At 65.9% G+C, this 25,668-nt stretch carries 24 protein-coding genes and 1 riboswitch; of the genes, 5 read left to right on the top strand and 19 right to left on the bottom strand.

Going from position 1 to position 25,668, the window contains the following annotated elements; genetic code table 11:
• Window positions 1-105: 105 nt before the first annotated feature.
• Window positions 106-365, bottom strand: a riboswitch (cobalamin riboswitch).
• A gap of 42 nt (window positions 366-407) precedes the next feature.
• Window positions 408-1,601, bottom strand: coding sequence for a sodium/glutamate symporter (gene gltS, locus ABDB87_RS07050; protein ID WP_345925412.1), 1,194 nt, complete (start codon window positions 1,599-1,601; stop codon window positions 408-410).
• A gap of 264 nt (window positions 1,602-1,865) precedes the next feature.
• Between gltS and ABDB87_RS07055 the strand changes: the two genes are divergently transcribed.
• On the top strand, window positions 1,866-2,558 hold the full coding sequence (locus ABDB87_RS07055) for a hypothetical protein (protein ID WP_345925414.1): 693 nt from the start codon (window positions 1,866-1,868) through the stop codon (window positions 2,556-2,558).
• Window positions 2,559-2,631: 73 nt separating this feature from the next.
• Here the strand turns inward: ABDB87_RS07055 and ABDB87_RS07060 are convergent, their stop codons facing one another.
• The 5 genes from ABDB87_RS07060 to ABDB87_RS07080 all read right to left on the bottom strand — a co-directional run bounded on the left by ABDB87_RS07060 (window position 2,632) and on the right by ABDB87_RS07080 (window position 8,909).
• Window positions 2,632-3,435, bottom strand: coding sequence for a DUF481 domain-containing protein (locus ABDB87_RS07060; RefSeq protein ID WP_345925416.1), 804 nt, complete (start codon window positions 3,433-3,435; stop codon window positions 2,632-2,634).
• A gap of 99 nt (window positions 3,436-3,534) precedes the next feature.
• Window positions 3,535-6,114 carry a DNA topoisomerase III gene (locus tag ABDB87_RS07065; protein WP_345925418.1) on the bottom strand — a complete coding sequence of 860 codons (2,580 nt, stop codon included), beginning with the start codon at window positions 6,112-6,114 and terminating at the stop codon, window positions 3,535-3,537.
• Window positions 6,115-6,239: 125 nt separating this feature from the next.
• Window positions 6,240-6,728, bottom strand: a complete 489-nt coding sequence (locus ABDB87_RS07070) for a Smg family protein (protein WP_345925420.1) — start codon at window positions 6,726-6,728, stop codon at window positions 6,240-6,242.
• Between the two features lie 23 nt (window positions 6,729-6,751).
• Window positions 6,752-7,870 carry a DNA-processing protein DprA gene (gene dprA / locus ABDB87_RS07075; protein WP_345925422.1) on the bottom strand — a complete coding sequence of 373 codons (1,119 nt, stop codon included), beginning with the start codon at window positions 7,868-7,870 and terminating at the stop codon, window positions 6,752-6,754.
• A 4-nt stretch (window positions 7,871-7,874) separates the two neighbouring features.
• Complete coding sequence (locus tag ABDB87_RS07080; RefSeq protein ID WP_345925424.1) at window positions 7,875-8,909, bottom strand: LysM peptidoglycan-binding domain-containing protein; 1,035 nt, start codon at window positions 8,907-8,909, stop codon at window positions 7,875-7,877.
• Between the two features lie 185 nt (window positions 8,910-9,094).
• On the opposite strand from ABDB87_RS07080, the gene def reads away from it, so the two are divergent.
• The 4 genes from def to htpX all read left to right on the top strand — a co-directional run bounded on the left by def (window position 9,095) and on the right by htpX (window position 12,394).
• Window positions 9,095-9,598: a peptide deformylase gene (def, locus tag ABDB87_RS07085; RefSeq protein ID WP_345925426.1), complete on the top strand. Its 504-nt coding sequence runs from the start codon at window positions 9,095-9,097 to the stop codon at window positions 9,596-9,598.
• 67 nt (window positions 9,599-9,665) lie between these two features.
• A complete protein-coding gene (gene fmt / locus ABDB87_RS07090) occupies window positions 9,666-10,598 on the top strand; it encodes a methionyl-tRNA formyltransferase (RefSeq protein ID WP_345925428.1) in 933 nt (310 codons plus the stop codon).
• Window positions 10,599-10,693: 95 nt separating this feature from the next.
• Window positions 10,694-11,407: an aquaporin Z gene (gene aqpZ, locus ABDB87_RS07095; RefSeq protein ID WP_345925430.1), complete on the top strand. Its 714-nt coding sequence runs from the start codon at window positions 10,694-10,696 to the stop codon at window positions 11,405-11,407.
• 147 nt (window positions 11,408-11,554) lie between these two features.
• Window positions 11,555-12,394, top strand: coding sequence for a zinc metalloprotease HtpX (gene htpX / locus ABDB87_RS07100; RefSeq protein WP_345925432.1), 840 nt, complete (start codon window positions 11,555-11,557; stop codon window positions 12,392-12,394).
• 28 nt (window positions 12,395-12,422) lie between these two features.
• Here htpX and ABDB87_RS07105 read toward each other — a convergent pair whose 3' ends face one another.
• From ABDB87_RS07105 to ABDB87_RS07165, 13 genes are all read right to left on the bottom strand, one after another.
• Window positions 12,423-15,689 (bottom strand): DEAD/DEAH box helicase, encoded by a 3,267-nt coding sequence (locus tag ABDB87_RS07105; RefSeq protein ID WP_345925434.1) that lies wholly within the window; start codon window positions 15,687-15,689, stop codon window positions 12,423-12,425.
• Window positions 15,690-15,719: 30 nt separating this feature from the next.
• Window positions 15,720-16,544: a DUF429 domain-containing protein gene (locus ABDB87_RS07110; RefSeq protein ID WP_345925436.1), complete on the bottom strand. Its 825-nt coding sequence runs from the start codon at window positions 16,542-16,544 to the stop codon at window positions 15,720-15,722.
• A complete protein-coding gene (locus tag ABDB87_RS07115; protein ID WP_345925438.1) occupies window positions 16,537-17,439 on the bottom strand; it encodes a histone deacetylase family protein in 903 nt (300 codons plus the stop codon). The genes ABDB87_RS07110 and ABDB87_RS07115 overlap by 8 nt, the downstream gene beginning before the upstream one ends.
• Window positions 17,440-17,481: 42 nt before the next feature.
• Window positions 17,482-18,213, bottom strand: a complete 732-nt coding sequence (locus ABDB87_RS07120; RefSeq protein WP_345925440.1) for a DUF3379 family protein — start codon at window positions 18,211-18,213, stop codon at window positions 17,482-17,484.
• On the bottom strand, window positions 18,210-18,725 hold the full coding sequence (locus ABDB87_RS07125; RefSeq protein ID WP_345925442.1) for a sigma-70 family RNA polymerase sigma factor: 516 nt from the start codon (window positions 18,723-18,725) through the stop codon (window positions 18,210-18,212). The genes ABDB87_RS07120 and ABDB87_RS07125 overlap by 4 nt, the downstream gene beginning before the upstream one ends.
• A gap of 7 nt (window positions 18,726-18,732) precedes the next feature.
• Window positions 18,733-19,212 carry a DoxX family protein gene (locus ABDB87_RS07130; RefSeq protein WP_345925444.1) on the bottom strand — a complete coding sequence of 160 codons (480 nt, stop codon included), beginning with the start codon at window positions 19,210-19,212 and terminating at the stop codon, window positions 18,733-18,735.
• The gene (locus ABDB87_RS07135; protein WP_345925445.1) at window positions 19,209-20,003 is read right to left on the bottom strand and encodes an HvfC/BufC family peptide modification chaperone; all 795 of its coding nucleotides are present in this window, start codon (window positions 20,001-20,003) and stop codon (window positions 19,209-19,211) included. The genes ABDB87_RS07130 and ABDB87_RS07135 overlap by 4 nt, the downstream gene beginning before the upstream one ends.
• Window positions 19,996-20,826 (bottom strand): MNIO family bufferin maturase, encoded by an 831-nt coding sequence (bufB, locus tag ABDB87_RS07140; protein WP_345925447.1) that lies wholly within the window; start codon window positions 20,824-20,826, stop codon window positions 19,996-19,998. The genes ABDB87_RS07135 and bufB overlap by 8 nt, the downstream gene beginning before the upstream one ends.
• Before the next feature lie 20 nt (window positions 20,827-20,846).
• Window positions 20,847-21,110, bottom strand: a complete 264-nt coding sequence (locus ABDB87_RS07145; RefSeq protein WP_345925449.1) for a BufA1 family periplasmic bufferin-type metallophore — start codon at window positions 21,108-21,110, stop codon at window positions 20,847-20,849.
• Window positions 21,111-21,209: 99 nt separating this feature from the next.
• Window positions 21,210-22,610 carry an MATE family efflux transporter gene (locus ABDB87_RS07150; RefSeq protein WP_345925451.1) on the bottom strand — a complete coding sequence of 467 codons (1,401 nt, stop codon included), beginning with the start codon at window positions 22,608-22,610 and terminating at the stop codon, window positions 21,210-21,212.
• A gap of 89 nt (window positions 22,611-22,699) precedes the next feature.
• Entirely contained in the window at window positions 22,700-23,581 is an 882-nt protein-coding gene (locus tag ABDB87_RS07155; protein WP_345925453.1) for a helix-turn-helix transcriptional regulator, read from the bottom strand.
• A gap of 130 nt (window positions 23,582-23,711) precedes the next feature.
• Window positions 23,712-24,908 carry an amino acid aminotransferase gene (locus ABDB87_RS07160; RefSeq protein ID WP_345925454.1) on the bottom strand — a complete coding sequence of 399 codons (1,197 nt, stop codon included), beginning with the start codon at window positions 24,906-24,908 and terminating at the stop codon, window positions 23,712-23,714.
• Between the two features lie 55 nt (window positions 24,909-24,963).
• Entirely contained in the window at window positions 24,964-25,578 is a 615-nt protein-coding gene (locus ABDB87_RS07165; RefSeq protein WP_345925455.1) for a YitT family protein, read from the bottom strand.
• Window positions 25,579-25,668 lie beyond the last annotated feature (90 nt).

Consider the following 25,668-nt stretch of genomic DNA (forward strand, 5'->3'; position numbering starts at 1 on the left):
ACTGGCGGAGAGAAGGGGATGAACGTCATGAGGGCCGGGCGTGCCGGCAGCATGCGACAAGGCGCATGCACTGCATGACATGCACCCCGTCGCCCACCGCAACGGCCTGCGTCAATGCGCCAGGCCGGTCTCCGGGCTTGCGAGCGGCGGGCCGTGGGCACGCCGGGGAGAACCACCTTCCCATATCCGGAATGGATACAGTGGCAGGATCGGCAGACGGACTGCTGACCGGTTCTTCCTTGACTCGCTTACCGTTGCGGGGGCAGCGCCGGCATTGCCGCAACCCGCAGGCTGCAACGCACCGGCTTCCCGTTTAACCTGCGCACGCTTGCGACGCGGCAGGAACCTGAAGCTGGGGGCGAGTGTAGCCAGAGCGCCGCACAAAGACCAGCGCATTCTCGCAGCGCTCAGCCCATCAGCATGACGAAGACCTTGATGACTGCGGCATTGACGATGTCGATGAAGAAAGCGCCGACCATCGGAACCAGCAGGAAGGCGAGGTGGGACGGGCCGTAGCGCTGGGTCACCGCCTGCATGTTGGCAATCGCGGTGGGCGTGGCCCCCATGCCGAAGCCGCAATGCCCGGCGGCCAGCACCGCTGCATCGTAGTTGCCGCCCATGAAGCGGAAGGTCACGAATACCGCATAAGCCAGCATCAGCAGCAGCTGGGCTGCGATGATCGCCAGGAGCGGCAGGGCCAGCGCGCTGAGTTCCCACAGCCGCAGGCTCATCAGCGCCATCGCGAGGAAGAGCGCCAGCGACACGTTGCCCAGCACCGACACCGCGCGGGCTTCCGGCTCGTACCAGCCCGGAATCGCCAGCAGGTTGCGCAGCAGGGCACCGACGAACAGCACGCAGACGAAGGCCGGCAGCGCGAGCGGTGTGCCGGCCAGCGCGCCCGCCAGCAGACTGCCCAGCGACAGGCTGGCGGCAATCAGGGCCAGGGTATCGATCATGCGCGGCGCAGTGATGAGCCGCACAGCCTCGGGCTGCTCGTAGGCCAGGGTTTCGTCGTCGGGCGGGGCGGCACTGGCGAGTACTTCCGGCCGGCGCATCAGCCAGCGCGCGACCGGACCGCCGCAGAGGCCACCCAGAACGAGGCCGAAGGTGGCCACCGCCATGGCCAGTTCGCTGGCCTGGAGCAGCCCGTGTTCGCTCGCGAAGCTGCTGCTCCAGGCCGCGCCGGTGCCGTGTCCGCCGGAGAGCGTGATCGATCCGGCCAGCAGACCGACGAGGCCATCCAGACCCAGCAGACGCGCGACCGACACGCCGACGAGGTTCTGCAGAATCAGCAGGCCGACCACGACAAGCAGGAAGCGGCCGAGCATGCGGCCCCCGCGGGCAAGGCTGCGCAGATCGGCGTTGAGGCCGATGGTGGCAAAGAAGGCGAGCATCAGCGGCGCCTGCAGGCTGGTGTCGAGCTGCAGCGTGAAACCACTCGTCTGGCGCAGCAGCGTGAGCAGCAGGGCCACGGCGAGACCGCCGGCCACCGGCTCGGGGATGCTCCAGCTCTGCAGCACACGGATCCGGCTGACGAGCAGCCTGCCAAGCAGAAGAACGCCGGAGGCCGCGACAAGCGTCAGGTAACTGTCGAATTGCATGGGGGATTTCCTTGTAGTTGCGGACGGCTCCGCCGGTCTGGCAAGCGGTCCGTATCCGCTTCGAGACCGGCGCGGGCGGCTTGCGTTCGCCCGACGCGCAACGGCTTTGCCATGCGTCAAGCAGGGACCAGACAGGCTTGCAACTGTGGCGGAAATGCCTGAACCTCGCCGCGGGGGCCGAAAGGACAGGGCCTTCAACGCCCGCCGCACCGGGGCCCGGATCTAGAATCGACGCTCCCCCAAACGTCTGTCCGGAGTCGTGACATGAGAATCGAGACCCTTCTTCTGCCGGTGCTGGCTGCATCGGTGCTGGCTGCCTGCGGCAGTCGCGGCGCAGCCAGGGAAGACGCTGCGCCGCCCCCGCCGGCAGAGCCGCCCAAACCCGTGGTGACTTGCGTTGCCAAGCCGAAGCCGGCCGCTCCCGCACCGGCTGCCGCAAAGGGCAAACCGGCCAGGCCGGCGCCGAAGGGCAAGAAGGCTAGCGCCGCATCGTCGGCCTCATCGAGCAGCGAGGCCGCTCCGGCAACGATGCCGGCAGATGCCGATGGCAAGTGCCCGGCAGGCTATGACGCCGTCGTGAGCACACCGGCCGCGCAGGCCGCTTCGGCCTCGTCGAGCAGCGCCGCTGCCGGCAAGGACGGCGATCGTCCGTCACGCCAGGTGAAGTCGGATGACGGCAGCGTGGAAGGCACGGTCTACGGCAGTCCGGCGCCGGGCAGCAAGCTCGCGAAGGTGAAGATCGGCATGACCGAAGGCGAAGTCCGCAAGGCCATCGGCGAGCCGGATGACATTTCCAGCTATGTCACCGGCAAGGCCTTCATCCCCTTCTATTTCGGCAATGACTCGGCCCGCGTGGAATGGATCTACAGCGGCCAGGGCAGCATCGCCTTCAACGCGGGCGGTTTCGGCGGCCGGCACCTGGTCGTGATGATCAACCACGATCCGAAGATGCGCTGAGCCCCGGCGCCTGCAGAAACGCCCCGGAAACCGCCGTTTCCGGGGCGTTTCTGCATCGGTGGACGCTGTGATTTCAGAAGTTGGCGGTGATGCCGGTGAAGAACACCGTGTCGACATGGCTGTTGTCGTTACGCACCTTCTCGCGGTACTTGTGCAGCACCGACAGGCGCAGGCCGAAATGCTCGGTGATGGTTGTGGTCAGGTCGGCCTGCATCGCGAAGCGGGTGCCGCCGCTGACCGAATCGGGATACAGCACCAGACGGTGCGTGATCCGGCTGCCGGCCGTCAGCCGGTGCATGAATTCCGAGCCCAGCAGCGTTTCGACGCCCTTCGGTTTGTCACCCGTCGTGTAGCGCTCCGCACTGTAGGCCAGACCGCCGTAGAGGTTGAGTGTGGTGTTGTCTTCCTCGATCAGGCGGGTGCCGATACCGCTGGAGAGACTCGAACGGAAGGTCATGTCCTGCATCGCGTCGCGTTCGGCGCCCAGCCCGGCAAAGCCGAAGAGCTTCTCGTCCAGACGCCGCTCGCCACGGAAATCGCCGTTCGCGGTATCCCCGCTGCGCTCGCCGTTTTCGGAACTGCGCACGGCCAGCGCGGTGGCCACCAGGCGGCTGTCGCGCATCACTCGGGTGCCGTCCAGACTCAGGCTGCCCTCGGTGGAATTGGTACTGCCACGCCGCATGGTGAGGCCGGCGCCGAAGGAGCCCTTCCATTTCCCGTTGCCGTCCTTGAGCTCCGGCTCGGCCGCAAGCTTGTGGAACATGCTGTCCTGCACGACGGAGGGAAGGTCGGGCTCATCCTGGGCATGTACCGGCTGAAAGGCGGCGGCAAGACCGAGGCAAAGGGCGAGGGAGGCTGAACGGGGGGTGTGCTTCATGATCTGCAGGAAATGCGGGGACTGAGCCGGACAAGCGCAAGGCCGGCTGAATGGCAGAAGGGCCTGCCTTGCGGCAGGCCCTTCATTTTACGCGTGGAATCAGGCCGTGGTCTTGCGACTGCGGGTGGCCGGTTTCTTCGCTGCGGGCTTCTTGGCGGTGGCCGGCGCTTCACCCTCCGCTTCCGTACCCGCTGCCGCAGCCGCCTTGCCCTTGGCAGGCGCCTTGGGGGCGCGCGGCTCGAACTCGAACCCGACCTTACCGGCCTTGGCGTCCCACACCAGCATCGCGGAGAACTTGCGATGGGTGCGTGAAGACACGAACAACCGCAGCAGGTCGGTCTTGCCGTTTGCGAGCAGCTTCTGCATCTGCTCGGGCTCGATCGGCTGCTGCAGGATCACCTTGCCGGACCGGAAATCGCAGCTCTTTTCGGGGCCGACCGCCTTCTCGCAGACATAGGTGGTGCCATGCTCGAACACGCCGCTGCCGCACTTGGGGCAGGCGCCCAGACTGGTCTGGTCGGAAAAGTCCGGCGCTTCGGCCGTTTCACCCTCACGCGGCTGACCGAAATCGAACTCGGGCAGCTTGTCGTCGTTGAGACGGATCTCGGCATTGAAGGCCCGGCCCATCTTGTTGCGGAAGCCCAGCAGGGGCCCCACCCGGCCGGTGGTCAGCAGGGTTTCGATCTCGTGCGGCTCGAACTGGCGGCCGGCCACGATCTTCCACAGCGAATAGTCGCAGTCGGAGCACTGGAACTTCTTGTAGTTTTCGCGGATGAGGCCGCCGCACTTGGGACAGGGCGCCTTGATGAGGCCGAAATCGCCCGGAATCGTGTCGGAATCGTAGGTCTTGGCGCGCTCGACGATGTCGCGCGTCATGGCCTCAATCTCGCCCATGAACTTGGCGCGCGTGATCTCGCCCTTTTCGAGCTGGGCGAGCTTGTATTCCCACTCGCCGGTCAGCTCTGCGGAAGCCAGTTCGCTGATCCCGAGGCCCTTGAGCAGGGTGACAAGCGAAAACGCCTTGGCGGTCGGAATCAGCTCACGCCCTTCGCGCAGCATGTAGGTTTCGGCGATCAGGTTCTCGATGATCTGGGCACGCGTGGCCGGCGTGCCGAGCCCGCGGCCGGCCATGGCCGCACGCAGCTCTTCGTCATCCACCAGCTTGCCCGCGCCTTCCATGGCGGAGAGCAGCGTGGCTTCGTTGTAGCGTGCGGGCGGCTTGGTCTGGCTGTGCTTGACGTTGATGGCCTCGGTCTGCGCGCCTTCGCCCTGCTGCACCGGCACCAGCGAACCGGTGGCCTCTTCGCCCTCGACCGCGGCTTCCTTGCCGTAGATGGCCAGCCAGCCCGAATTCACCAGCACCTTGCCCTCGGTCTTGAAGGCTTCGCCTTCAACCCGGGTGATGCGGGTGGTGATCTGGTACTCGGCGGCGGGGAAGAACACGGCCAGGAAACGCTTGGTGACCAGGTCGTAGATCTTGTATTCGGCTTCGGACAGGCTCTTCGGCGCGGTCCCGGTCGGCACGATCGCGAAGTGGTCCGAGATCTTGGCGTTGTTGAAGATGCGCTTGTTCGGCTTGACCCAGCCCCGCTTGAGGATCTGCGTCGCGAAGCCGGTGTATTCGTCGGGCAAGGCGCCCAGGATGCCGGGGACGGTCGCCACATAGTCTTCGGGCAGGGCGCGCGAATCGGTCCGCGGGTAGGTCAGCACCTTGTGCTTTTCGTACAGCGCCTGCGCCAGTTGCAGCGTGGTGCGGGCCGAGAAGCCGAAACGGCCGTTGGCTTCGCGCTGCAGCGAGGTCAGGTCAAAGAGCAGCGGGGAGAGCTGGGTCGAGGGCTTGGACTCTTCCTCGACCAGACCCGGCTTGCCGGCACATTTCGCACGGATCGCCTCGGCCTTGGCCTGATCCCAGATCCGGGGAGCGGTGGCATGCTCGTCGTCTTCGGGCTTCTTGAACTTTTCGTCGAACCAGCGGCCGGCATACTCGCCCGCCGACACGCCGAAGGTGGCTTCGACTTCCCAGTAGTCGCGCGCCTTGAATGCACGGATGCGCGCTTCGCGCTCGACGACCAGTGCCAGCGTCGGGGTCTGGACGCGACCAACGGTGGTCAGGTGGAAGCCGCCGCTCTTGGAATTGAAGGCCGTCATGGCCCGGGTGCCGTTGATGCCGATCAGCCAGTCGCTCTCGGCGCGGCACATCGCCGCCTCACGCAGCCCGCTCATGTCGGTATCGGTACGCAGATTGCCGAAGCCATCGCGGATGGCCTGCGGCGTCATGCTCTGCAGCCAGAGGCGGCGGGCGGGCTTGTTGGTGCCCGCATGTCGCGCCACATAGGTAAAGATCAGCTCGCCCTCGCGCCCCGCGTCACAGGCGTTGATCAGGCCGGTCACGTCCTTGCGCTTGATCAGCTTGGTCAGGAGGCGCAGGCGCTCCGCGCTCTTCTCGATCGGATTGAGCTTGAAATGCGGCGGAATCATCGGCAGGTTGGCAAAACTCCACTTGCCACGCTTGACTTCGAATTCCTCCGGCACGGCGAGCTCGAGCAGGTGGCCGACAGCGGAAGACAGCACGAATTCATCGCTCTCGAAATAGTCTCCCTGGCGCGTGAAGCCGCCCAGCGCCCGGGCAATGTCCTGCGCCACGGAAGGTTTTTCGGCGATGATGAGTTGTTTGGTCATTTCTCAGGGCTACGGGCAAAATAAACGCGGCTGGTCTGCCGCGATCTCGAAAACCGATTTCGATGATAGGAGCGCCGCACAAGGCGGCGCAAGTTTTAACAGCGACGGCCCGGGCAGCGGCCGGATCAATGGGTGCTGACCGCTTCCTGCCAGAAGTCTTCCGGATCAGCGACTTCATCGGTGAGCAGTTCATCGAGCAGCAGCGCATCCACGCTGGCACGCTCCTGCCACAGCACCATCAGCACGATGACCTTGAACTGCGAAACGCTGACTTCCGCGTCATGCAGCGCCATGGCACGTTCGATGGCCATCTCGCGACGCCGCATGTCGAGCACGCCGGCAGATTCAAGGAAGGAGATGAACCCGCGCGTGCCCACATCCAGCCGAGCCTGCTCAGCGTCAGTGTAGAAGCGGATGGACCGGCTTCCGGTCACTTCGCGGGGAGATTCCTGGCTGGCGGCCACGCGCAAGCCCTTCAACCACTCGACCGCTTCATCAATATCGGCTTCTTCAAAACCTGCCATCGCGAGTTTGCGCGAGAGTTGCTCGGGCTCTTCGGGGCAGGCATCGGCGTAGCCATAAGTCTCGAACAGATAAACCAGTATGTCGATCATGGCAGCCTCCTTGGTAGGCCCTCTCATCCGGACGAAGGCACTGTGATTCTCTGAAACCGGCCCCCGGCAAGCCTTGCCAAGCAGCCTTCGAGTTCCAGCATGGTCAGGATGGCGAAGAGCGCATCTGCCGTCAAGCCTGTGCGCCGGGCAAGATGATCCGGGTCTACCGGATCGAATCCCATTGCATCGAGCACCACACGCTGCGCGTCGTCGGCTGCCCCGGCCTCTGCGGAGGCGGGAAGCGCGGCAGGCGAGCCGGCTGCGGCGGGCGAAGCCCAGTGCAACTCCTCGAGCACATCCTGAGCGCTTTCTACGAGCTTGGCCCCCTGCTTGATGAGGTGATGGCAGCCCCGTGCGGTGGGAGAGTGGATGGAGCCGGGAATCGCGAACACCTCGCGCCCCTGCTCCGCCGCCAGGCGGGCCGTCGTCAGCGAACCGCTGTCGAGCGCAGCCTCGACCACCAGCACGCCACGCGAAAGCCCGGAAATGAGCCGGTTCCGGCGCGGAAAGTTGTGGGCGGCTGGCGGCGTCCCGAGCGGAAACTCCGAAAGCACCAGGCCGCGCTGGGCGATTTCCCGGGCGAGCGCCGCATTGCGCGCCGGATAGATGCGGTCGGCCCCCGTTCCGACCACCGCAATGGTGCCACCGGAGGCCTTGAGCGCGCCGCGATGCGCGGCGGCATCGATGCCGAGGGCCAGTCCGCTGACGACGGTCAGGCCAGCCGCGGCAAAACTTTCGGCAAAAGCCATGGCGTTGGCTTCGCCCTGCGGCGTGGCGCTGCGCGCACCGACCATGGCCAGCGCTGGCGTCTCGAGCAGCGCGGCATTGCCTTTGGCATAGAGCAGGCTGGGCGGATCGGCGGTTTCGAGCAGGGCTCGCGGATAGGCGGGATCCGCCAGGGTGAGGATCAGGTTGCCGGGCTCACTGGCCCAGGCCAGTGCCGCATCAACCTGAGCGGCGTTATCGTGGGTCAGCAGCAGGCGTGCCAGTTTCTGACCGATGACCTGCGCAATGGAAAACTGCCCGGCAGAAAAGATCCGCTCGGGCAGTCCGAATGAAGCAAGCAGGGCGCGCTGACGCTCGGGACCAATGCCCGGAATCAGGCACAGACGCAGCCAGTCGCGCAGGTCTGGCGCGCTCAAGCGCTCAGGGCGCCTGTACCTTGTCGCCCACGCGCACCGGACCATTCGAATCCATTATCAGTGCGTAGGAGAGACGATCAAAGGTGCGGAACACGTAGGCGATGCCCAGACGCGAATCCGGCAGCGAGACCTTCTCGTTGTCGCCGTCTGCGCGATAGGTGATCTTGCCGTTGGTCCGTGCCAGCGCCACGACATGGCCGGGCTCGAGGCCGGCATTGCGGCCACCGGACAGCGCCACGACGGAATTGCGACCGGCAATGTCCACACCGCCATAGACCGACGCCACATAAACCGTCAGGCCAGCCGGCGCAGCGTGCGGCGGAACGGCCACCAGATCCGACTTCGCGGCAGGCGCCAGGCGGTCGCCGGCGAGGATTTCATGCTTGGCGTTGATAACGCTGAGCTCGGCCGCCTTGCCGCCTTCGGACGGCTGGGTCACCTTGGCGGAACCGACGAACTGGGCTTCATAACCCAGCAGCTTCTCGCTCACCGGATCCTTGATGGCCTTGCCGCGGCGATAGACGTCCCAGACGTCACCGGAGCCGAGATTCTTGGCATAGATCGTGTCGCCGAATGCACCGGCCAGCACGCGCTCTTCCTGTGCGGCCACCACGGTGGGCAGACGGCTGCTGTCGGCGTCATCACCGAACTGGGGCTCGACCAGGAAAGGACGAATGGCATCCATCGGAATGCTGGCGATGGGCGACGTGGCGTCGGTTTCGTAGATCTGGGGCGACAGGCGATCATTGCCGTTGGTAACCGAACGCCCCAGCGACAGCGTGCCGGTCGTGCGATCCAGGACTACAATCTGACCCGGATAGATCAGGTGCGGATTGCGGATCTGGTCCTGGTTCATTTTCCAGACTTCGGGCCAGCGCCAGGGCTGCTTGAGGAACATGCCGGAAATGGCCCACAGCGTGTCGCCCTTCTTGACGACGTAGGAGTCCGGCGCGTTTTCTGCAATATCGACCTTGCTGGCAGCCATCGCTGAAGCGGCGCCAAGCGCCATGAATACAGCAAGGAAAGTTCTTCTGAGCATTGCGAACCCCATTCGTGGTTTGTCGCGACCCGCGGGATCTTTCCGCGGTGAGAAAGACGGGTCATCCGGGCGCTTCCGATATGCCGCTTCTATCGTGCCGAGAGGCACTCCAAGGCTGCAGATCTTCATGTTTTGCGTTAGATTCTGCCCATAGCATGCTCTCACAGCAAGGGTTTTTCAGACAAATGGCACTGCTGCCCATCCTCCATTATCCCGATCCCCGACTGCATACGAAGGCCACTCCGGTTGCCGTCGTGGATGACCGTATCCGGACCCTCGCCGCCGACATGGCGGAAACGATGTATGCCGCGCCGGGCGTCGGCCTGGCCGCGAGCCAGGTCAATGTTCACGAGCGCGTGATCGTGATCGACGTCTCCGAAGACAAGAGCGGCCTGATGGCCCTGATCAATCCCGAAATCATCGAACGCTCGGGCGAGCAGACCTGCGAAGAAGGCTGCCTGTCGGTACCGGGCATCTATGACACGGTGACCCGCGCCGAACGGGTGAAGGTCCGCGCCCTCAATGAAAAGGGCGAAACGATCGAGTTCGAAGCCGACGGCCTGCTCGCGGTATGCGTTCAGCATGAGATCGATCACCTCGACGGCAAGGTTTTCGTCGAGTACCTCTCGCAGCTCAAGCAGAACCGCATCAAGACCAAGCTTGCCAAAAAGGCACGCATCACCGCGTAACGCCGGGAGTCGGGAGTCGGAAAACCGCCTCCCCCAAACCACTCCCGACTCCCAACTCCCGACTCCCATGAAAATCGCCTTCGCCGGAACTCCGGAATTCGCCGCGGTCGCCCTGCGTGCCATCCTTGAAGCGGGCTTCGAAGTACCGCTCGTCCTCACCCAGCCTGACCGGCCCGCCGGTCGCGGCATGCAGCTGCAACCCTCGGCGGTGAAACAGGTCGCGCTCGAACACGGCATTGCCGTCGATCAGCCCGAGCGCCTGCGCACGCCAGAGCAGCAGTCGGCACTCGCGAGCTGCGCACCCGATGTGCTGGTGGTCGCGGCCTATGGCCTGATCCTGCCGCAGGCCGTGCTCGACCTGCCGCGCCTGGGCTGCCTGAACATCCACGGCTCGCTGCTGCCCCGCTGGCGCGGCGCAGCACCGATCCACCGCGCCATCGAAGCGGGTGACGCGGAGACCGGGATCACGATCATGCAGATGGAAGCCGGGCTCGATACCGGGCCGATGCTGCTGCGGCGTGGCGTGCCCATCCTGCCTGCCGACACCACCGCCAGCCTGCACGACAGGCTCGCCACGCTCGGCGGCGAGATGATCGTCGAGGCGCTGCGTGCGCTTGAAAATGGCCCGCTGCCGGCCACGGTCCAGCCGGAGGAGGGCGTGACCTACGCGCACAAGATCGACAAGGCCGAAAGTCAGCTCGATTTCCGCCAGCCCGCGAACGTCCTGGCTCGCAAGCTGCGCGCCTTCGACCCTTTTCCCGGCGGCGCCGCCACGATCCGCGGCACCCCGCTGAAACTCTGGGCGGGCACTGCCCATGAGGGCAAGGGCAGCCCCGGCTGCATCCTGGAAGCCAGTCAGGACGGCGTCATGGTGGCTTGCGGCGAAGGTGCACTGCGGCTCACCGTGCTGCAGAAACCCGGCAGCAAGCGCCTTGCAGCAGGAGACTTCCTGCGCGGCTTTGCTTTAATCGTCGGTGAGCACTTCGATCTGCCGGCCTGAAATGAACTGCCACAGTTGTTTTTTCCCAGCTGCGTAGAATCGGCAGCGCTCATGCCCGGGGCATCTTCCCGGCCTGAATCCAAGGGAGAAAAGCAATGAATGCGGCAACAAAAGCGTATGCAGCGGAGTTCGTGGGAACCTTCTGGCTGGTGCTCGGCGGGTGTGGCAGTGCGGTGCTGGCCGCGGCCTTTCCGGAAGTCGGCATCGGCCTGCACGGCGTCTCGCTCGCCTTCGGCCTGACCGTGCTGACGATGGCCTACGCCATCGGCCACATCTCGGGCTGCCACCTGAATCCAGCGGTATCCATCGGCCTCTGGGCCGGCGGCCGTTTCGAGGCCGGCAAGCTCCTGCCCTACATCGTTTCCCAGGTTCTGGGTGCCGTCGCGGCGGGCGGTGTGCTGTATCTGATCGCATCCGGCAAGGCCGGTTTCGACGTGACGGCCGGTTTTGCCTCGAACGGCTTTGGCGAGCATTCGCCCGGCGGCTATTCGATGATGGCTGCGCTGGTCTGTGAAGTAGTGATGACGGCGATGTTCCTGATCGTGATCCTCGGCGCGACCGACAAGCGGGCGCCGGCGGGCTTTGCGCCGATCGCGATCGGCCTGTGCCTCACGCTGATCCACCTGATCAGCATCCCGGTCACCAACACTTCCGTGAATCCGGCGCGCAGCACCGGTGTGGCCGTATTTGCCGGTGGCTGGGCGCTGGATCAGCTGTGGCTGTTCTGGATCGCTCCGATCGCGGGGGCGGTGCTCGGTGCACTGATCTATCGCTGCATCGGCTGCGAGAAAGACTGCGCACGCGCCTGAACGCCTCGCGCAGCACACGAAGCCCGGCAGCCTGCCGGGCTTTTTATTGTGTTTCTGCCTGCAGACAATTGAATTTTTTCACTCTGGCCTGATCTAATCCCCCGCGTGCATGAGCACGGTTTCAATTGCGGAAGGCAGGTTAAGACAATGTTCAACTGGCTCAAGACTTCGATCCTGATGGCAGGCATCGTGGCCTTGTTCGGCATCGTGGGGGCCATGATCGGTGGCCAGCAGGGCATGATCCTGGCGCTGCTCTTCGGTGGCGCGATGAACGTGTTCTCCTACTGGTTCTCGGACAAGATGGTGCTGCGCATGTACAACGCGCAGGAAGTCGACGAGGCAAGCTCACCCTATCTCTACAACATGGTGAAGCAGCTTGCCCAGCGCGCCCAGCTGCCGATGCCCAAGGTGTACATCATCGACGAGCATCAGCCCAACGCCTTTGCCACCGGCCGCAACCCGGAGCATGCCGCCGTGGCGGCCACCACCGGCATCCTGCAGATGCTCACCGAGCGCGAACTGCGCGGCGTGATGGCGCACGAGCTGGCCCATGTGAAGCACCGCGACATCCTGATCTCGACGATCTCGGCGACCATGGCCGGCGCGATCTCCGCGCTGGCAAACTTCGCGATGTTCTTCGGCGGACGTGACGAAAACGGCCGCCCGGCGAACCCGATTGCCAGCATTGCGGTGGCCCTGCTCGCGCCGCTTGCGGCCAGCCTGATCCAGATGGCGATTTCGCGTGCCCGCGAATACGAGGCTGACGCCGGCGGTGCGGCCTTCTGTGGCGACCCGCATGCGCTGGCCGATGCGCTGCAGAAGATCGACTACTACGCCCGCGGCATCCCGATGCCGGTGGCGGACGAGCACCCGGCCACGGCGCAGATGATGATCATGAATCCGCTTTCGGGCGGCGGCCTGGCGGGGCTCTTTTCAACCCACCCGCCGACCGAGGAACGTATCCGTCGCCTGCGCGCGATGAGATGAAAAAAGCCCGGCCACGCGCCGGGCTTTTTCATTCGGGCATCGGGGCCAGCAGTGCCGCGAGATCTTCCTCGCTGAACAATGCGTCACCCTGCGCTTCCCCGCTCAGCACGGCTGCGGCCAGCTCGGCCTTGCGTTCCTGCAGCGAGAGGATGCGCTCCTCGATGCTGCCGGCCACGATCAGCTTGTAGACGAAGACCGGCCGCAGCTGGCCGATGCGGTGGGCGCGGTCGGTGGCCTGGGCTTCGGCGGCAGGGTTCCACCAGGGATCGAAGTGGATCACCGTATCCGCCGCGGTGAGGTTGAGCCCGACACCACCGGCCTTCAGGCTGATCAGGAAGACCGGCACGTCACCTTCCTGGAAACGGGCCACCGCCTCCTCGCGCTTTTTCGTCTGCCCGGTCAGCTTGCTGAAGGCGATATCTGCCTCCTTCAGTGCGGTCTCGATCAGCGAAAGCATGCTCACGAACTGCGAGAAGATCAGCACCCGGCGGCCCTCCTCGATCAGCTCGGGCAGCATCTCCATCAGGATGTCGAGCTTGGCGTGTTCCTCGATCCCGGCCGCGCCCGGCAGATCGAGCAGGCGTGGATCGCAGCAGACCTGGCGCAGCTTGAGCAGCGCGTCGAGGATCAAGAGCTGGCTGCGCCCCACGCCCCGGCCGTGCAGGGCTTCGCGCACCCGCTGATCCATCGCGGCACGCACCGTTTCATAGAGTTCGCGCTGAGCGCCGGCCAGCTCCACGCTGCGCACGACGACATTGCGCGAAGGCAGCTCGCGGGCCACGTCTTCCTTGCGCCGCCGCAACACGAAGGGCTTCACCCGCCGGGCGAGCAGATCGCGTCGCAGCAGGTCGCCCTGCTTCTCGATGGGGGTGCGCCAGCGGCGGGCGAAATCGCGCTCGTTGCCGAGAAAGCCGGGCAGCAGGAAATCGAACTGCGCCCAGAGTTCGCCCAGATGATTTTCCATCGGCGTGCCGGTCAGACACAGGCGGTGACGGGCATCGAGCTGGCGCACCACGCCTGCGGCGCGGCTGGCAGCGTTCTTGACGGTCTGCGCCTCATCGAGGATCAGCAGATGGTAGGCATGCTGGCGGAGTTGCTCCGCATCGCGCCAGACCAGCGGATAGGTCGTCAGCACGAGGTCATGGTCCGGAATCGCGGCGAAATCGCGCGCCGGGCCATGCAGCGCGAGCACGCGCAGCGCCGGTGCGATGTGCGCGGCTTCGCGTTGCCAGTTGAAGACCAGCGAAGTGGGCAGCACGATCAGCGCCGGGCGGTCGAGCCGCCCGGCCTGCTTCTCGACCAGCAGGTGAGCCAGGGTCTGTGCCGTCTTGCCCAGGCCCATGTCGTCCGCCAGGATGCCGGCCAGATCCAGTGCGCGCAGTTGCTGAAGCCAGGCCAGGCCTTCGAGCTGGTAGCTGCGCAGTTGCAGGCCGAGGCCTTCCGGTTGCGCCACGGCCGGCGGCCGTGCGAGCCCGGCAACGCGCTCGAGCGCGAGGCTGACCGCTTCGGCACCGCTCTGCACCGGCGGCAGGGCCGCAAGGCGAACGCTGTCGAGCGTGGATACGCGCAGGCTGTCGCCGCCGTCGAAGAGATCCATGAAGGTCCGCAGCAGCGGCCGGATGCGCTCCACCGGCAGGCGCAGGCGCTGACCGTCGTCGAGCTGCACCTGCAGGCTGCCCTGATCCGGAAGCCGGTCGAGCGCGCCGGCTTCGAGCAGCTCGGGGCGACTCTCCAGCAGGCTGGCGAGCAGGGGGGCGAGCGAGCGGCGCTCGCCATCGAGCTCGAAGCCCAGACCGACCTTGAGCCAGCCGGTGCCTCCCGGGCTGACCTCGGCGAAAACGCTGTCCGGCTCCACGATGTGATGGCGGAAATCCGGGCCCAGCCGCAGCTGCCAGCCAGCCGCGCGCAAGGCCGGCACGATGTGCCCCATCCAGCCCTGCCAGGCGGATTCGCCGGGCAGACCGAGAATGGATTTTTCCTGCGGAATGGACCAGTAGTTGAACATGCGCTCCGGCAGGGCTTCGAAACCCAGCGTGGCCAGATGCTCGAGCGCGGCGGCTTCGCTGCGGCGATCGCGGACCAGACGAATGGTATCGGTGCCGAGCAGGTGAAACTCGCGGCGCTCGTCCGGCGTGATCAGCAGGCCACCGTAATCGAAGCAGGGCTGCACATAGTCGAGCAGGAAGCGGCCGGTCAACGGGTACTGCCGCCAGGGCCGGCAGGTATCCACCGTGCGCGTGAAGGCGCGCAACACCAGACCCGGCTTCACGCGCAACTCGCGCAGCACCGCCTCGCGGCCGGAACCCGGTCGCGGCAGGGCCGGATCCAGCGCAGCCAGCTCGCGCGCCACCAGCGCCGCGTCAACCGGACGCAGCGGCGGCGAAGACAGCAGGCTCAGCACCTGTGCGGCCGGCAGGCCGACTTCCAGCGGACCGGCCAGCGCTTCGGCCTCGTCGATGTACCAGGGCGGATCGGTCGGCAGCACGACCAGATCGTGCCCCGCTTCGACCCCGGCCCGGAGCAGTCCGTCCTCCCCCTTCTGCCAGGCCAGTCTGCCCTGGCGACGCTCGCCGGGCTGCAGGGCGGGCGCCTGCAGGTCCCCGAAACGGCATCGCCCGGTAGCGAGCAGGCGGGGCAGCAGATCCTCGACCTTGCGACCTTCCAGGCGAAGGCGGATGTAGAGCCCTTCACGGTCACGCGCGAGCCAGAGCTGACGCAGGATCACCAGCTCGTTTTCATCCAGGAAAGCCGGCGGCTGCACCAGAGCCCGCTCGATGTTGTCCCAGGGCGAAGGGTTTTCCGGCAGGCGTCCGTCGCTGCGCAGCCGCGCCTTGCTGATGGCCACGCTGACGCGGCCATCGGCCGGATCACGCTGGATCAGGTAGAACAGCTGCTCGCGGGACGGACTGCCCGCCGCCTGCGCCGCCGCGGCTTCGCCCAGCAGCAGGCGGAAGTCCTTCAGCCAGGCGATCACGCGCGCATCCGGCATCGCTTTCTGTTCGTCGCGCTGCGCCAGTGCGAGCAGGATCGCCGCCGCGGCATGGCGGCAGCCGCTACCGGCCGGACAGGTACAGCGCGTGTTGACGAGCGTGCCGCGCTTGCCGGCATTGAACACGATGCGCACTGTGTAGGGACGCCGCTCGGTGCCCTGCACCAGCGCGCTGATTTCCGAATCGCTGATGTGCAGCTGGCTGACCCGGCTCACATAGTCTTCGGCCTTGGCGAGCGTGCTCTCGCCAAACCAGCGGCTCGCATCCTCGCGGGTAAACAGTCGTGCAGACGCTTTGGAATTCATTCGGACAAACCGGAACGCAAACGGTCGATTCTAGCCCCGGCAAGCCGCGATCCAACCCTCGATCGGGTCGAAGCCTGGTGACAATCCGTATCCCCGCTCGCGCCGCTGCCAGCACCAGGCCGTCTGGACCAGTGCCAGCAGGGCATCGAGCCGGTCACCGCTGGCGTCGTCCAGTACTTCAGTACAGGCCGCAGCATCGATGCGCAACGGCAGCTTCAGCGAATGCTCACCGCTCCGCAGGCGGCCGAGCAGGATCTGCCGCGCCTCGTGCCGTGCCGGCGTCTGGCGCGCACGATCGTCGCTCTTGTAGCTGCCCTGCACGATCTCCCGCGCCAGCAAACCGGGATAGGCCTCCAGCGCGATGCGCTGCGGATCACCGGCGTGCATGCCGGGCAGCGTGACGCCGGCTTCAAGCAGACGCGGCGCACCCTCGAAGAACATCAGGCCCACCGGCGGATTCACCAGCTTCATCGGGCTGTGCGATTTCGCCGGCAGATCACAGGCGCGATGAATGTAGCGGCTGCCCATCGGCCGCGACTCGCGCACCGCATCCAGCGCCGCGCGAAAGGCCGGCTTGCCGAGCGCCTTCACATGGCGGACGAGCCCCGCCCAATCGCCCGGCCAGCCCAGCTCAAGGACCAGCTCGCGCGGCAGGCCGAAAGGAAAATCGAAACCGCCGCACCAGGGCCCGGCTTGCGCCAGCAGCGCCTCGAAGGCAGGCCAGTCAGCACACCCTTGCAGGGCTTCGACCCGGACCATGCCATGTGCATCCAGATGACCGGACGCCACCGTGATCGCCTTGCCCGCACGCGGTGCAGAGGTGAAATCGACACCGAACAGGCGCATCTCAGCCATACAGGTCCGCCGCCAGAAATACCGTCGCGCTGTGGATGTCGACGATGTCCTCGATGTTGTCGGCATAGCCGCCCGCCATCGCGACCGCGACCGGAATGCCCGCCATGCGGCAGCGCATCAGCACTCGCCGGTCACGCTCGAGCAGGCCTTCCTTGCTCAGCGCGAGGCGACCCAGGCGGTCACCCGCAAAGGGGTCTGCGCCGGCGAGATAGAGCACGCAATCGGGCCGGAAGCCGTCGAAGACCCGCTCCAGCGCGCCTTCGAGCGCGGCAAGATAGTCGGCGTCCCCGCAGTCGTCGGGCAGGCCGATGTCGAGATGGCTCTGCTGTTTGCGCGCCGGGAAATTCTTCTCGCCATGGATGCTGAAGGTGAAGATGCTTTCGTCATGACCGAGGATTTCCGCCGTGCCATCGCCCTGATGCACATCGCAATCCACCACCGCAATCCTGTCGATGCCGTCTTCGGCCTGCAGCGCACGCGCCGTGACCGCAGCATCATTGAACACGCAGAAGCCGCTGCCCTTGCCGGACTGCGCATGATGCGTGCCGCCGGCAAGATTCACCGCACAGCCACGGCCTGCCAACGCGGCACGCGCCGCGGCCAGGGTGGCGCCGGAAGAGCGGCGCGAGCGCTCGACCATTTCAGGCGACCAGGGAAAACCGATCTCGCGCAATTGCGCGGCAGCCAGTTCGCCGCGAACCACCCGCTGCACATAATCCGGCGCATGCGCGCGGAAGAGCTGTGCGTCGGTCGCCGCCGGCGGAATCCGGAAATCCGCCTCGCCGAAGCGGCCGCTCGCGATCAGGCGCTCACGCAGCAGGCGGTACTTGCTCATCGGAAAACGATGCCCCTCGGGCAGGGGCAGCACGAAATGATCGGTGTAGAAAAGCTCCATGCGCGGAGCTTGCCACAAGCGCCGGGCGCTGGCGCCCCTGGCTCAGCTTCCCCAGCGCACCCGCTGCTTCAGGTTGAGGGCCGCCTCTTCGAGCGTGTGCGGATTGTCGGCGATGAGCGCGTAGTAGCCGGCCCCCGCACGTTCCACTTTCACGCTGCGCCCTTCGACCTGCACCGTCCGGACCGTGGCAGCGCCTTCACGCGCCGGAATCAGCAGCAGGGTCAGCTTGCCGGCGGGCGTGAGGTAGACGATGTGCCAGCCCTGGCCGAAACCTTCCACCGGGCACAGATGGATGTAGCTGATCTTGCCCAGCGGCGCCTGCAGATGCCCGCCGAAACTCGCCAGCACGGCGCCGAAGCGTTCGGGCGGCTCGCTGCGATGGGTGAAGCGCTCCAGGCCTTCGTCACTGACATGGCGCACGGCCGCGAGCGCGAGATCGCCCGCCGCTACCGGTCGCTGATGCCACAGTGCCACGCCCAGCGTGCAGGTGATCAGCAGGCTGGCGGCCAGTGCAAAGGCTTGCCAGCGACCCGCGTACCAGGGGGCGGCATCACGCGCGCGCAGCAGGATGCGCTCGTTCAGCCCCTCTGGCAGCGGAACGGCAGACAGCGCCTGCGTGAGCTGCTGCTCGGCCCGGTCCGCCCGCTGGCGCCAGGCCCGGCACAGGGCACATTGATCGGCATGAGCCAGCGCTTCGGCGCTGACATGGCGCGGGTCGGCCAGGCAGGCACGACGAAATTCCAGACAGCTGGCGGAAATGTTTTCCTGGCTCATGACAACTTCCTGTGGCGGCCGCTGGCCGGTGCGATCAGGGCTTCCTGCAAGGCTTTGCGGGCGCGGGTCAGGCGCACCATGACGGCGCCCTCGCTGGTCTGCAACTCGGCCGCGATCTCGGCGCAACTGTATCCACCGAGCGTCTGCAGCAGGAAAGGTTCGCGCAGCGAAAGCGGCAGGCTGCCGATCAGGTTCTCCATCTCGTATTGGGTGGCGTGATCATCCACGGCCGGCAGACTCAGCGCCTCGGGGGCTTCGTCGCTGTAATCGAACTGCTTGCGGGCATGATGCCGCGCATGCTCGTTGCGCAGGATGCTGATCAGCCAGGGCTTGGGATTGGCGGGATCCTGCAACTGGTCCCAGGCGCGCCAGGCGCGGGCAAAGGTTTCCTGCACCAGCTCGTCGGCCAGAAAACGGTCACGCGAGAGCCACCAGGCGAAGCGGTAAAGCTCCGCGCTCCAGGCTCGTACCACCTGTTCGAATTCGCGCTGGGCGGAAGACTTGAAGAACATGGCGGAATTATCGGCCCTCACGCGCCGCGGAACAGCCCCGCCAACGCGCCAGAACGGCATCGACCGACAGCGCGCCGGCACCAAAGGCCAGCAGGAAGAGCAGACTGCCCGCCCAGAAGAAATGCGACTGGATCGCCGCCGGGCACTCGAATCCCCACAGGGCGGGATAGCTGAGCACCGCCATCGCATTCACGATGCCGAGCCCCAGCGCGGCAAACCGGCCGGAGAGGCCCAGCGCCAGCAGCGCCGAGAACAGCAGCTCACCCGCCGTTCCCGCTGCTGCAGCCAGCGCCGGAGGCAGCAGGGGCACGCTGTATTCGTATTGGAAGAGGGCGAGCGTGCCCTGCCAGTCCTGGATCTTGGTCAGGCCGGACTTGAAAAACACCGAGGCAATGTAGAGGCGCAGGGCCAGCAGGAGCAGCTCGCGCAGGCTCGCCAGACCGCGCTCGCAGCCATGACGGAGGGGGGCGGGCAGGGCAAGCTTCATGGTGCGTCTCCGGGAATGAGGGCGGTCACGAGACCGCAGCTGAAGAGTTCGTACAGCGCGTGTTCGGCCTGAAACGCCGGATCTTCCGCTGAAGCCGCTGCCAGCGCCGTCGCGAGGGCTTCGCCTGCCAGCAGCGCAGCGAGCAGACGGGCCTGAGAGGGCGGCAGGGCAAGCACGGCCGGACGCCATCCAGTGCGATGGATCAGCGCGTTTTCCGGGCCGCAGTCGTCGAGCCGGAAGACTTCGCCATGCTCTGCCCGCCAGGCCGGCTGATGCTGCTGCCAGAGGCTGGCGATCGGCCAGGCAGAAGGGATCAGGCGCAGCGCCGGCTGGAAACCCAGACGCAGACCGGCCAGGCTCTCGGGCGACAGCGCCGCCAGCTCGACGAAGGGCCGCGGTGCATGATCCGGCGCCATGCCCGCTTCATGCAGCGCCCATTCGAGTTGCGCCAGATCGGCCAGCCAGGGCAGCGACACCAGATCTTCCTGCCCGGCGATGAAGGCGGGCATTGCCCCGCCATAGAGGTTCAGATCCCCCTCCGTCGCCGGCACGGCCTGCCAGTAACGCCGCGCCAGCAGGCTGAAGCATTCCTCGCCCAGCACTTCAGCGCAGACCGGATAAGCCAGGCGCAAGGCCGCACGCGCATTGCCGACCGAGTTGGCGCGGTAGATCGAGAGCAGATCCGCATTGCGGGAGGCCGGGCCGATCAGGCGGGCGAGCATGGCCGGCACCCGCTCCGGCTGCCTCAGTGCCGCCGCAAACTCGCGCTGCAGCGTCAGGAGCTCAGACATGTACGGGCGCCCCCAGGCAGCAGCGAGCCTGATCTGCCTCGGCCAGCAACTCGGCCAGAGACGGAATGTCGGTATCGCGCTCGATCAGCGTCGGCTGCGGCCCGCAGTGTGCAATCGCCGCACGATAGAGTTGCCAGACGTCTTCACAGACCGGGCTGCCATGCGTATCGATCAGCCCGAGCGGCGTTTCGCTGTGGCCCGCGAGATGGATTTCGCCCACGCAATCCGCTGGCAGGCTGTGCAGTTCGGCCAGCGCATCAAAACCGTGGTTGATGGCATTGACATACAGGTTGTTCACGTCGAGCAGCACGCCGCAGCCGGTGCGCCTGGCCAGCCCGGCCAGAAAGGCCAGGTCGCCCTGCCCGCCATCCTGATAACGCAGATAGCTCGAAATGTTCTCGACGAGAATCGGCCGGCGCAGCCGTGTCTGCAGGCGATCGACATGCTCGGCCATCCGCGTCAGGGCTTCATCGGTCGTCGGCACCGGCAGCAGGTCGGCCATGTGCAGCGCGTCCACCGCCGCCCAGGCCATGTGTTCCGACACCCATTCCGGTTGCACGCGCTCGACCAGCGCTGCGAGCTTGTCGAGATGCGTCTCGCGCAAGCCATCCGCCGAGCCGAGCGACAGGCCGACGCCGTGCAGGCTCAGCGGGTAATGTGCGCGCACCGCTTCCAGGACTGCCAGCACTGCTCCGCCGGCATGGAAAAAGTTCTCGGCATGCACTTCAAGGAAATCGAGTGCGGGCAGGGTGCCCAGCAACTCGCGGTAATGCGGGGCGCGCAGCCCGATGCCGACACGCGGGCGGGAATGCCTGGCTGACATGGCTGTGGCCCCTTGCCCGCTTACTTCTTGCCAGCCGGCTTGAGCATGCCGCCCATCTTCTCGCAGCTGCCCATGGCCACCAGCTTGAAGGAATTGGGGTCATTGTCCATCTTCGCCTGGCCCACGCAGGCATGCGCGCCGGTCGCCGACGCACAGTCGTTGGCGCCCGCCTTGGCCACGCCGTAACACTTTTCCTTCCCGGTATCGGCCGCGAAGGCAGGCTGGGCCGCTGCCAGCGAAAGAATGGCCGCGAGGGCGGAAGTCGTAAGGATCTGCTTGTTCATCCGGGTCTCTCCTGTCAGTGAAGGAAGAGGCGAAAATGCGCCTCTCCCGACACAAGACCGGATGAGCCCGTCGATCCTTACATCCTCCCTGCAAATAAATCAGCTTGCCGGCAGCACCTGCTTCTGCCGCGCCAGTGCCCGGCGCCGGGCAAGGCGGGCATGCGGCGTCCAGGTGCGCCACTGCCAGCGCAGCAACACCACCAGCCCGCGCAGGCATTCATCTGCCATGTAACCAAGCCAGATGCCGGGCAGGCCGAGATTAAAGTGAATGCCCAGCAGCCAGGCCAGCAGGGTGCCGGCCAGCACGTTGATGTAGATGCTGGTCTTGGCCGTGAAGAGCACGTCGCCGGCAGCCCGCAGACCGCCCGTGACCAGCACGTTGAGCGCGCGACCCTGCCCCGCCAGCAGCTCGATGGCGAGGATGCTGGCGAGCAGCAGCGGCACCTGCGGGTTATCCGAAAACAGCGCGACGGCCTGCGGCATGATCAGCCAGGCCAGCAGGCTGCCCAGCCCGCTGGCCACCAGACTGATGCGCAAGGCGCGCCGCATCAGCGCATTTGCCTCGCGCAGGCGCCCGGCCCCAACCAAATGGCCGGTGATGATTTCCACGCCGCTGGCCACCGCGTTCACCACCATGTTCACGATGCCGTTGATCTGCATGGCATAGGCATGCACGGCCAGCGCGGCGGTGCCGAGGCTGCCGGCCATCGCCACAGTGGCCATGAAGCACACGCGGAAGCCAACCTTCTCGCCGGCGCTGGGCAGGCCGATGCGCAGGATGGAGCGCAACGGTTCGCGCGGCACCCGCACCAGATCGAAAGGGCTCAGACGGATGCCCAGCTGGCGTGCCCACACCCACACCAGCAGGCTGAACACCAGCGTCCGCGAGGCGAGTTGTCCCCAGGCCAGGCCCATCACGCCGAGCGCAGGCAGATCTGCCCAGCCGAAGACCAGCGGCGCGCTGACCAGCACGTGCAGCAGATTCATGGCCAGCACCAGACGCATCGACACGCGGGTTAAGGTGAAAGCGCGCAGCACCGCGAACATGGTGATGTTCACCGCCTCGACGGCCAGTGCCACCGCGATTACACGCATGAAGGGCACGGCGCTGGCCATCAGTTCGGCGGGCAGATGCAGCACGCGCAGCAGCGCCTCCGGCACGGCGCCGACCAGCAGTGCAGCGCACAAGCCCAGCCACAGCGAAGTGGAGAAACCGGCGCGAGCCAGCGCGCGCGCTCCCTCCGCGTCGCCTGCGCCACGGCTCTGCGTCACCACCACGCTGCTGCCCATGCTGACCACGCGGAAGATGCGGTCGAACACGGTGCGCAGCTGGTTGGCCATGCCGAACACGGCCACGGCGGCGGCCGATACATGACCCGCCATCCACAGGCCCAGAGTGCCAATCGCCATGAACAAGGCCATCTCGACGAAGATGGGCCAGGACAACTCATACAAGCCCAGTTCGTGCTGCGACGAGCTTGCGGATGCTTTCCTCGACATATTCCGATCCTCTGCAGGGCGCCTGTCCCGGAGCGGACAAGGCTTGCGCCAGACCCTGACTCTGCAGCACGCGCAGCGCGAGGTTTTGATCAGGATTTGCGTCTGCAGATGGCTTCAGCTTCGAGGCAACGCTGCCGCCCATGCGCATCGATCTGCTCGATCGGCAGATACATCACCACCCGGCGCTCTTCGGGCACCCGCCAGCAGCGCTCGGCCGGCTCTCGTTCGAGGCTCGGGCGGTCGATCAGCTTGCAACCGAGCTCCTCGCGGATCCGGTCCTCGAGCGCACGCACGAAGCCCACGCGCTCGTTGAACACCGTTTCGGTCACCACGTAATGACCACCGGGTAGGGTGAGACGATCAGCCTCCAGCGGCAAGGGCAAATCACTGGCCGGCACGAAGTGAGTGAGCTTGACTCGATTGCCACCGTTTTCCGAAAAAGGGTGGTCACGGTCATTCACTCGCCAAGCAAACAGATCGTCCCGTCCGGCCAAAGTGCACTGCCACACCAGATGGGCCTTGTACCAGCCGTTCTGGGCGTACAGGCCTTCGTAGTCGAACTTCCACACGAGCCGCTCGGGCAGGTATTCGAGGCGCAGCGGCACGGGCTTCGACTCGGGCCGGAGGATCGAGGGCACATCACTCGGCGCGATGCCAAACTGCTTCCGGAAAGCGTGGGTGAAGGCCGCGCTGGAGCCATAGCCCGCCTCAAAGCCAATGGCCGTAAAGCGGCCATAAGGCCCTTTGCCGATCTGGTCGAAAGCGCGCTGGAGACGCAGACGGCGCAGCGTCTGCATCGGGGATTCGCCGCAAAGCCGGCTGTACTGCCGCACCATGTGGGCCGGCGAGAGATTCGTTGCGGCGGCCAGATCGTCGAGCGTGACGTCTTCATCCAGACTCGCCGCGATCCTGTTGGTCACACGGCGCATGTTGCCGTTCTGACGACGATAGGCGAAGAGGCTCAGTGGCATGGGTCCCCGGCAGGCATGGCGTCGGCATACGACGCAGCTGCTCATTATGGGGGCTGCGATCCGGGGCGGGAATACGCCCGCCAGCGTGACTCTGCCGGCGCGCCTCGGGCAGACGCGCGCCGGCAGGGGATCAGGCCATGACCTTGGCGAAGGCCTCGGCCACGCGACCGACGTTGCCGTCATTCAGACCGGCCACGCAGATGCGGCCGCTGCGCACCAGGTAGATACCGAATTCCTCGCGCAGGCGATCGACCTGTGCGGCGGAGAGACCGGTGTAGCTGAACATGCCGCGCTGCTCGACGAGGTAGTCGAAATTGCGGCCGGGCAGGGTGGTCTTGAGCGCGCTCACGAGCGTTTCGCGCATCGCGATGATGCGGGTGCGCATGCCTTCCACTTCGGCGAGCCAGCCGGCCTTGAGCGCTTGGTCGGCAAGCACTGCGTTGACGAGCTCGGCGCCCAGCATGGGCGGGCTGGAATAGTTGCGGCGCACGGTGGCCTTGAGCTGGCCCAGCACGCGCTCGGCCACGGCAGCCTCGCTGCACACCACCGACAGGCCGCCGACGCGCTCACCGTAGAGTGAGAAGATCTTGGAGAAGGAGTTGGCCACCAGGAAAGGCAGGTCAGCTGCCGCCAGCGCGCGGATCGCGTAGGCATCCTGCTCCATACCGGCGCCGAAGCCCTGGTAGGCGATGTCGAGGAAGGGAATCAGCTCGCGGGCGCGTACCACTTCGATCACGCGATCCCACTGGGCCGGCGTGAGATCCGAGCCGGTCGGGTTGTGGCAGCAGGGGTGCAGCAGCACGATGCTCTTCGCCGGCAGGGCGGACAGCGCGCCCAGCATGGCGTCAAAAGCCACGCCCAGGGTCTTCGGATCAAAGTAGGGATAGGTATGCACCTTGAAACCCGCGCCCTCGAAGATCGCGACGTGGTTGTCCCAGGTCGGGTCCGACACCCACACTTCGGACTGCGGGAAGTAGCGCTTGAGGAAGTCGGAGCCCACCTTCAGCGCACCCGAGCCGCCCAGGGTCTGGATGGTGGCGACGCGGCCGGCCTTCACCGCGGCGCTGTCCGCACCGAAGAGCAGGCTCTGGATGCCTTCGCGGTAGGGCTTCATGCCCTCCATCGGCAGGTACAGGCTCGGCACGTTGCGGCGCCCTTCGATGCGGCCATAGGCCTGCTTCACTGCGTCCAACTGGGGAATCACGCCCTGGGCGTCGTAGTAGAGGCCAATGGAAAGATTGACCTTGTCGCTGCGCGGATCGGTCTTGAAGGTTTCCATCAGCGACAGGATGGGGTCGCCGGCGTAGGCGTCGATATGCTGGAACATGGGGCGGAGTCCGGAAGTTTCTGAAGGGCGCGGGAGCGCAAGATTAGCAGGCCTGTCAGGCCAGATAGCGGTTGGGGCGGTGGTTCATCGCGATGATGAGGTTCAGGATCACCGCACCGCAGACCGAAGCGGCCAGCAGCGGCAGGCTCACCACGGCCAGCGAGGCCAGCACGATGCAGACATCCACCCCCATCATGACCTTGCCGGCGCGGATGCCGTAGCGGTCCTGCAGGTAGAGCGCGAGGATGTTCACGCCGCCCAGGCTGGCCTTGTGGCGGAACAGCACGATGAAGCCCAGGCCCATCACCGCATTGGCGAAGATCGCGGCGTAGAGCGGGTTCAGACGCGAGATGTCGATGAAGTGCGGATGCAGCTCGGTGAACACCGACACCAGCGCGATCGCGCAGAAGGTCTTGATCACGAAAGCCCGGCCCATGCGCCGGAAAGCCAGCCAGTAGAAGGGCACATTGAGCAGGAAGAAGGCCACGCCGAACTTCACGCCGGTGGCGTAGTGCACCAGGAAAGCCAGGCCAGCCATGCCGCCGGTGAGTGCGCCGGCCTGCTTGAGCAGGCTGGCGCCGAAGGAGACGACGAGGGTGCCCAGCAGCAGGGCCATGACGTCTTCGAGCGTGGTGTGGGGAACGCGGTCGGGAAGGCTTGCGGTTGTCATTTACAGCGTAAGAATCAAGTTAATCGTGCAATTTTAGTGTTGTAAACGCACAAATCAACCTTATAAAGTCAATAAACAGGCGATCCGTGC

It is taken from the genome of Uliginosibacterium paludis (assembly GCF_039631355.1).
Classification (GTDB): Bacteria; Pseudomonadota; Gammaproteobacteria; order Burkholderiales; family Rhodocyclaceae; genus Uliginosibacterium; species Uliginosibacterium paludis.

Excerpts from the sequence above, each read along its gene's own strand:
- aqpZ (WP_345925430.1), top strand. The coding sequence starts at position 10,694 with ATGAATGCGGCAACAAAAGCGTATGCAGCGGAGTTCGTGGGAACCTTC.
- def (WP_345925426.1), top strand. The coding sequence starts at position 9,095 with ATGGCACTGCTGCCCATCCTCCATTATCCCGATCCCCGACTGCATACG.
- ABDB87_RS07070 (WP_345925420.1), bottom strand. The coding sequence starts at position 6,728 with ATGATCGACATACTGGTTTATCTGTTCGAGACTTATGGCTACGCCGAT.
- ABDB87_RS07080 (WP_345925424.1), bottom strand. The coding sequence starts at position 8,909 with ATGCTCAGAAGAACTTTCCTTGCTGTATTCATGGCGCTTGGCGCCGCT.
- ABDB87_RS07120 (WP_345925440.1), bottom strand. The coding sequence starts at position 18,213 with ATGAGCCAGGAAAACATTTCCGCCAGCTGTCTGGAATTTCGTCGTGCC.
- ABDB87_RS07110 (WP_345925436.1), bottom strand. The coding sequence starts at position 16,544 with ATGGCTGAGATGCGCCTGTTCGGTGTCGATTTCACCTCTGCACCGCGT.
- ABDB87_RS07135 (WP_345925445.1), bottom strand. The coding sequence starts at position 20,003 with ATGTCTGAGCTCCTGACGCTGCAGCGCGAGTTTGCGGCGGCACTGAGG.
- ABDB87_RS07130 (WP_345925444.1), bottom strand. The coding sequence starts at position 19,212 with ATGAAGCTTGCCCTGCCCGCCCCCCTCCGTCATGGCTGCGAGCGCGGT.
- ABDB87_RS07105 (WP_345925434.1), bottom strand. The coding sequence starts at position 15,689 with ATGAATTCCAAAGCGTCTGCACGACTGTTTACCCGCGAGGATGCGAGC.
- ABDB87_RS07155 (WP_345925453.1), bottom strand. The coding sequence starts at position 23,581 with ATGCCACTGAGCCTCTTCGCCTATCGTCGTCAGAACGGCAACATGCGC.
- ABDB87_RS07065 (WP_345925418.1), bottom strand. The coding sequence starts at position 6,114 with ATGACCAAACAACTCATCATCGCCGAAAAACCTTCCGTGGCGCAGGAC.
- ABDB87_RS07160 (WP_345925454.1), bottom strand. The coding sequence starts at position 24,908 with ATGTTCCAGCATATCGACGCCTACGCCGGCGACCCCATCCTGTCGCTG.
- gltS (WP_345925412.1), bottom strand. The coding sequence starts at position 1,601 with ATGCAATTCGACAGTTACCTGACGCTTGTCGCGGCCTCCGGCGTTCTT.
- ABDB87_RS07055 (WP_345925414.1), top strand. The coding sequence starts at position 1,866 with ATGAGAATCGAGACCCTTCTTCTGCCGGTGCTGGCTGCATCGGTGCTG.
- ABDB87_RS07115 (WP_345925438.1), bottom strand. The coding sequence starts at position 17,439 with ATGGAGCTTTTCTACACCGATCATTTCGTGCTGCCCCTGCCCGAGGGG.
- htpX (WP_345925432.1), top strand. The coding sequence starts at position 11,555 with ATGTTCAACTGGCTCAAGACTTCGATCCTGATGGCAGGCATCGTGGCC.
- bufB (WP_345925447.1), bottom strand. The coding sequence starts at position 20,826 with ATGTCAGCCAGGCATTCCCGCCCGCGTGTCGGCATCGGGCTGCGCGCC.
- ABDB87_RS07150 (WP_345925451.1), bottom strand. The coding sequence starts at position 22,610 with ATGTCGAGGAAAGCATCCGCAAGCTCGTCGCAGCACGAACTGGGCTTG.
- fmt (WP_345925428.1), top strand. The coding sequence starts at position 9,666 with ATGAAAATCGCCTTCGCCGGAACTCCGGAATTCGCCGCGGTCGCCCTG.
- ABDB87_RS07165 (WP_345925455.1), bottom strand. The coding sequence starts at position 25,578 with ATGACAACCGCAAGCCTTCCCGACCGCGTTCCCCACACCACGCTCGAA.
- ABDB87_RS07060 (WP_345925416.1), bottom strand. The coding sequence starts at position 3,435 with ATGAAGCACACCCCCCGTTCAGCCTCCCTCGCCCTTTGCCTCGGTCTT.
- ABDB87_RS07125 (WP_345925442.1), bottom strand. The coding sequence starts at position 18,725 with ATGTTCTTCAAGTCTTCCGCCCAGCGCGAATTCGAACAGGTGGTACGA.
- ABDB87_RS07145 (WP_345925449.1), bottom strand. The coding sequence starts at position 21,110 with ATGAACAAGCAGATCCTTACGACTTCCGCCCTCGCGGCCATTCTTTCG.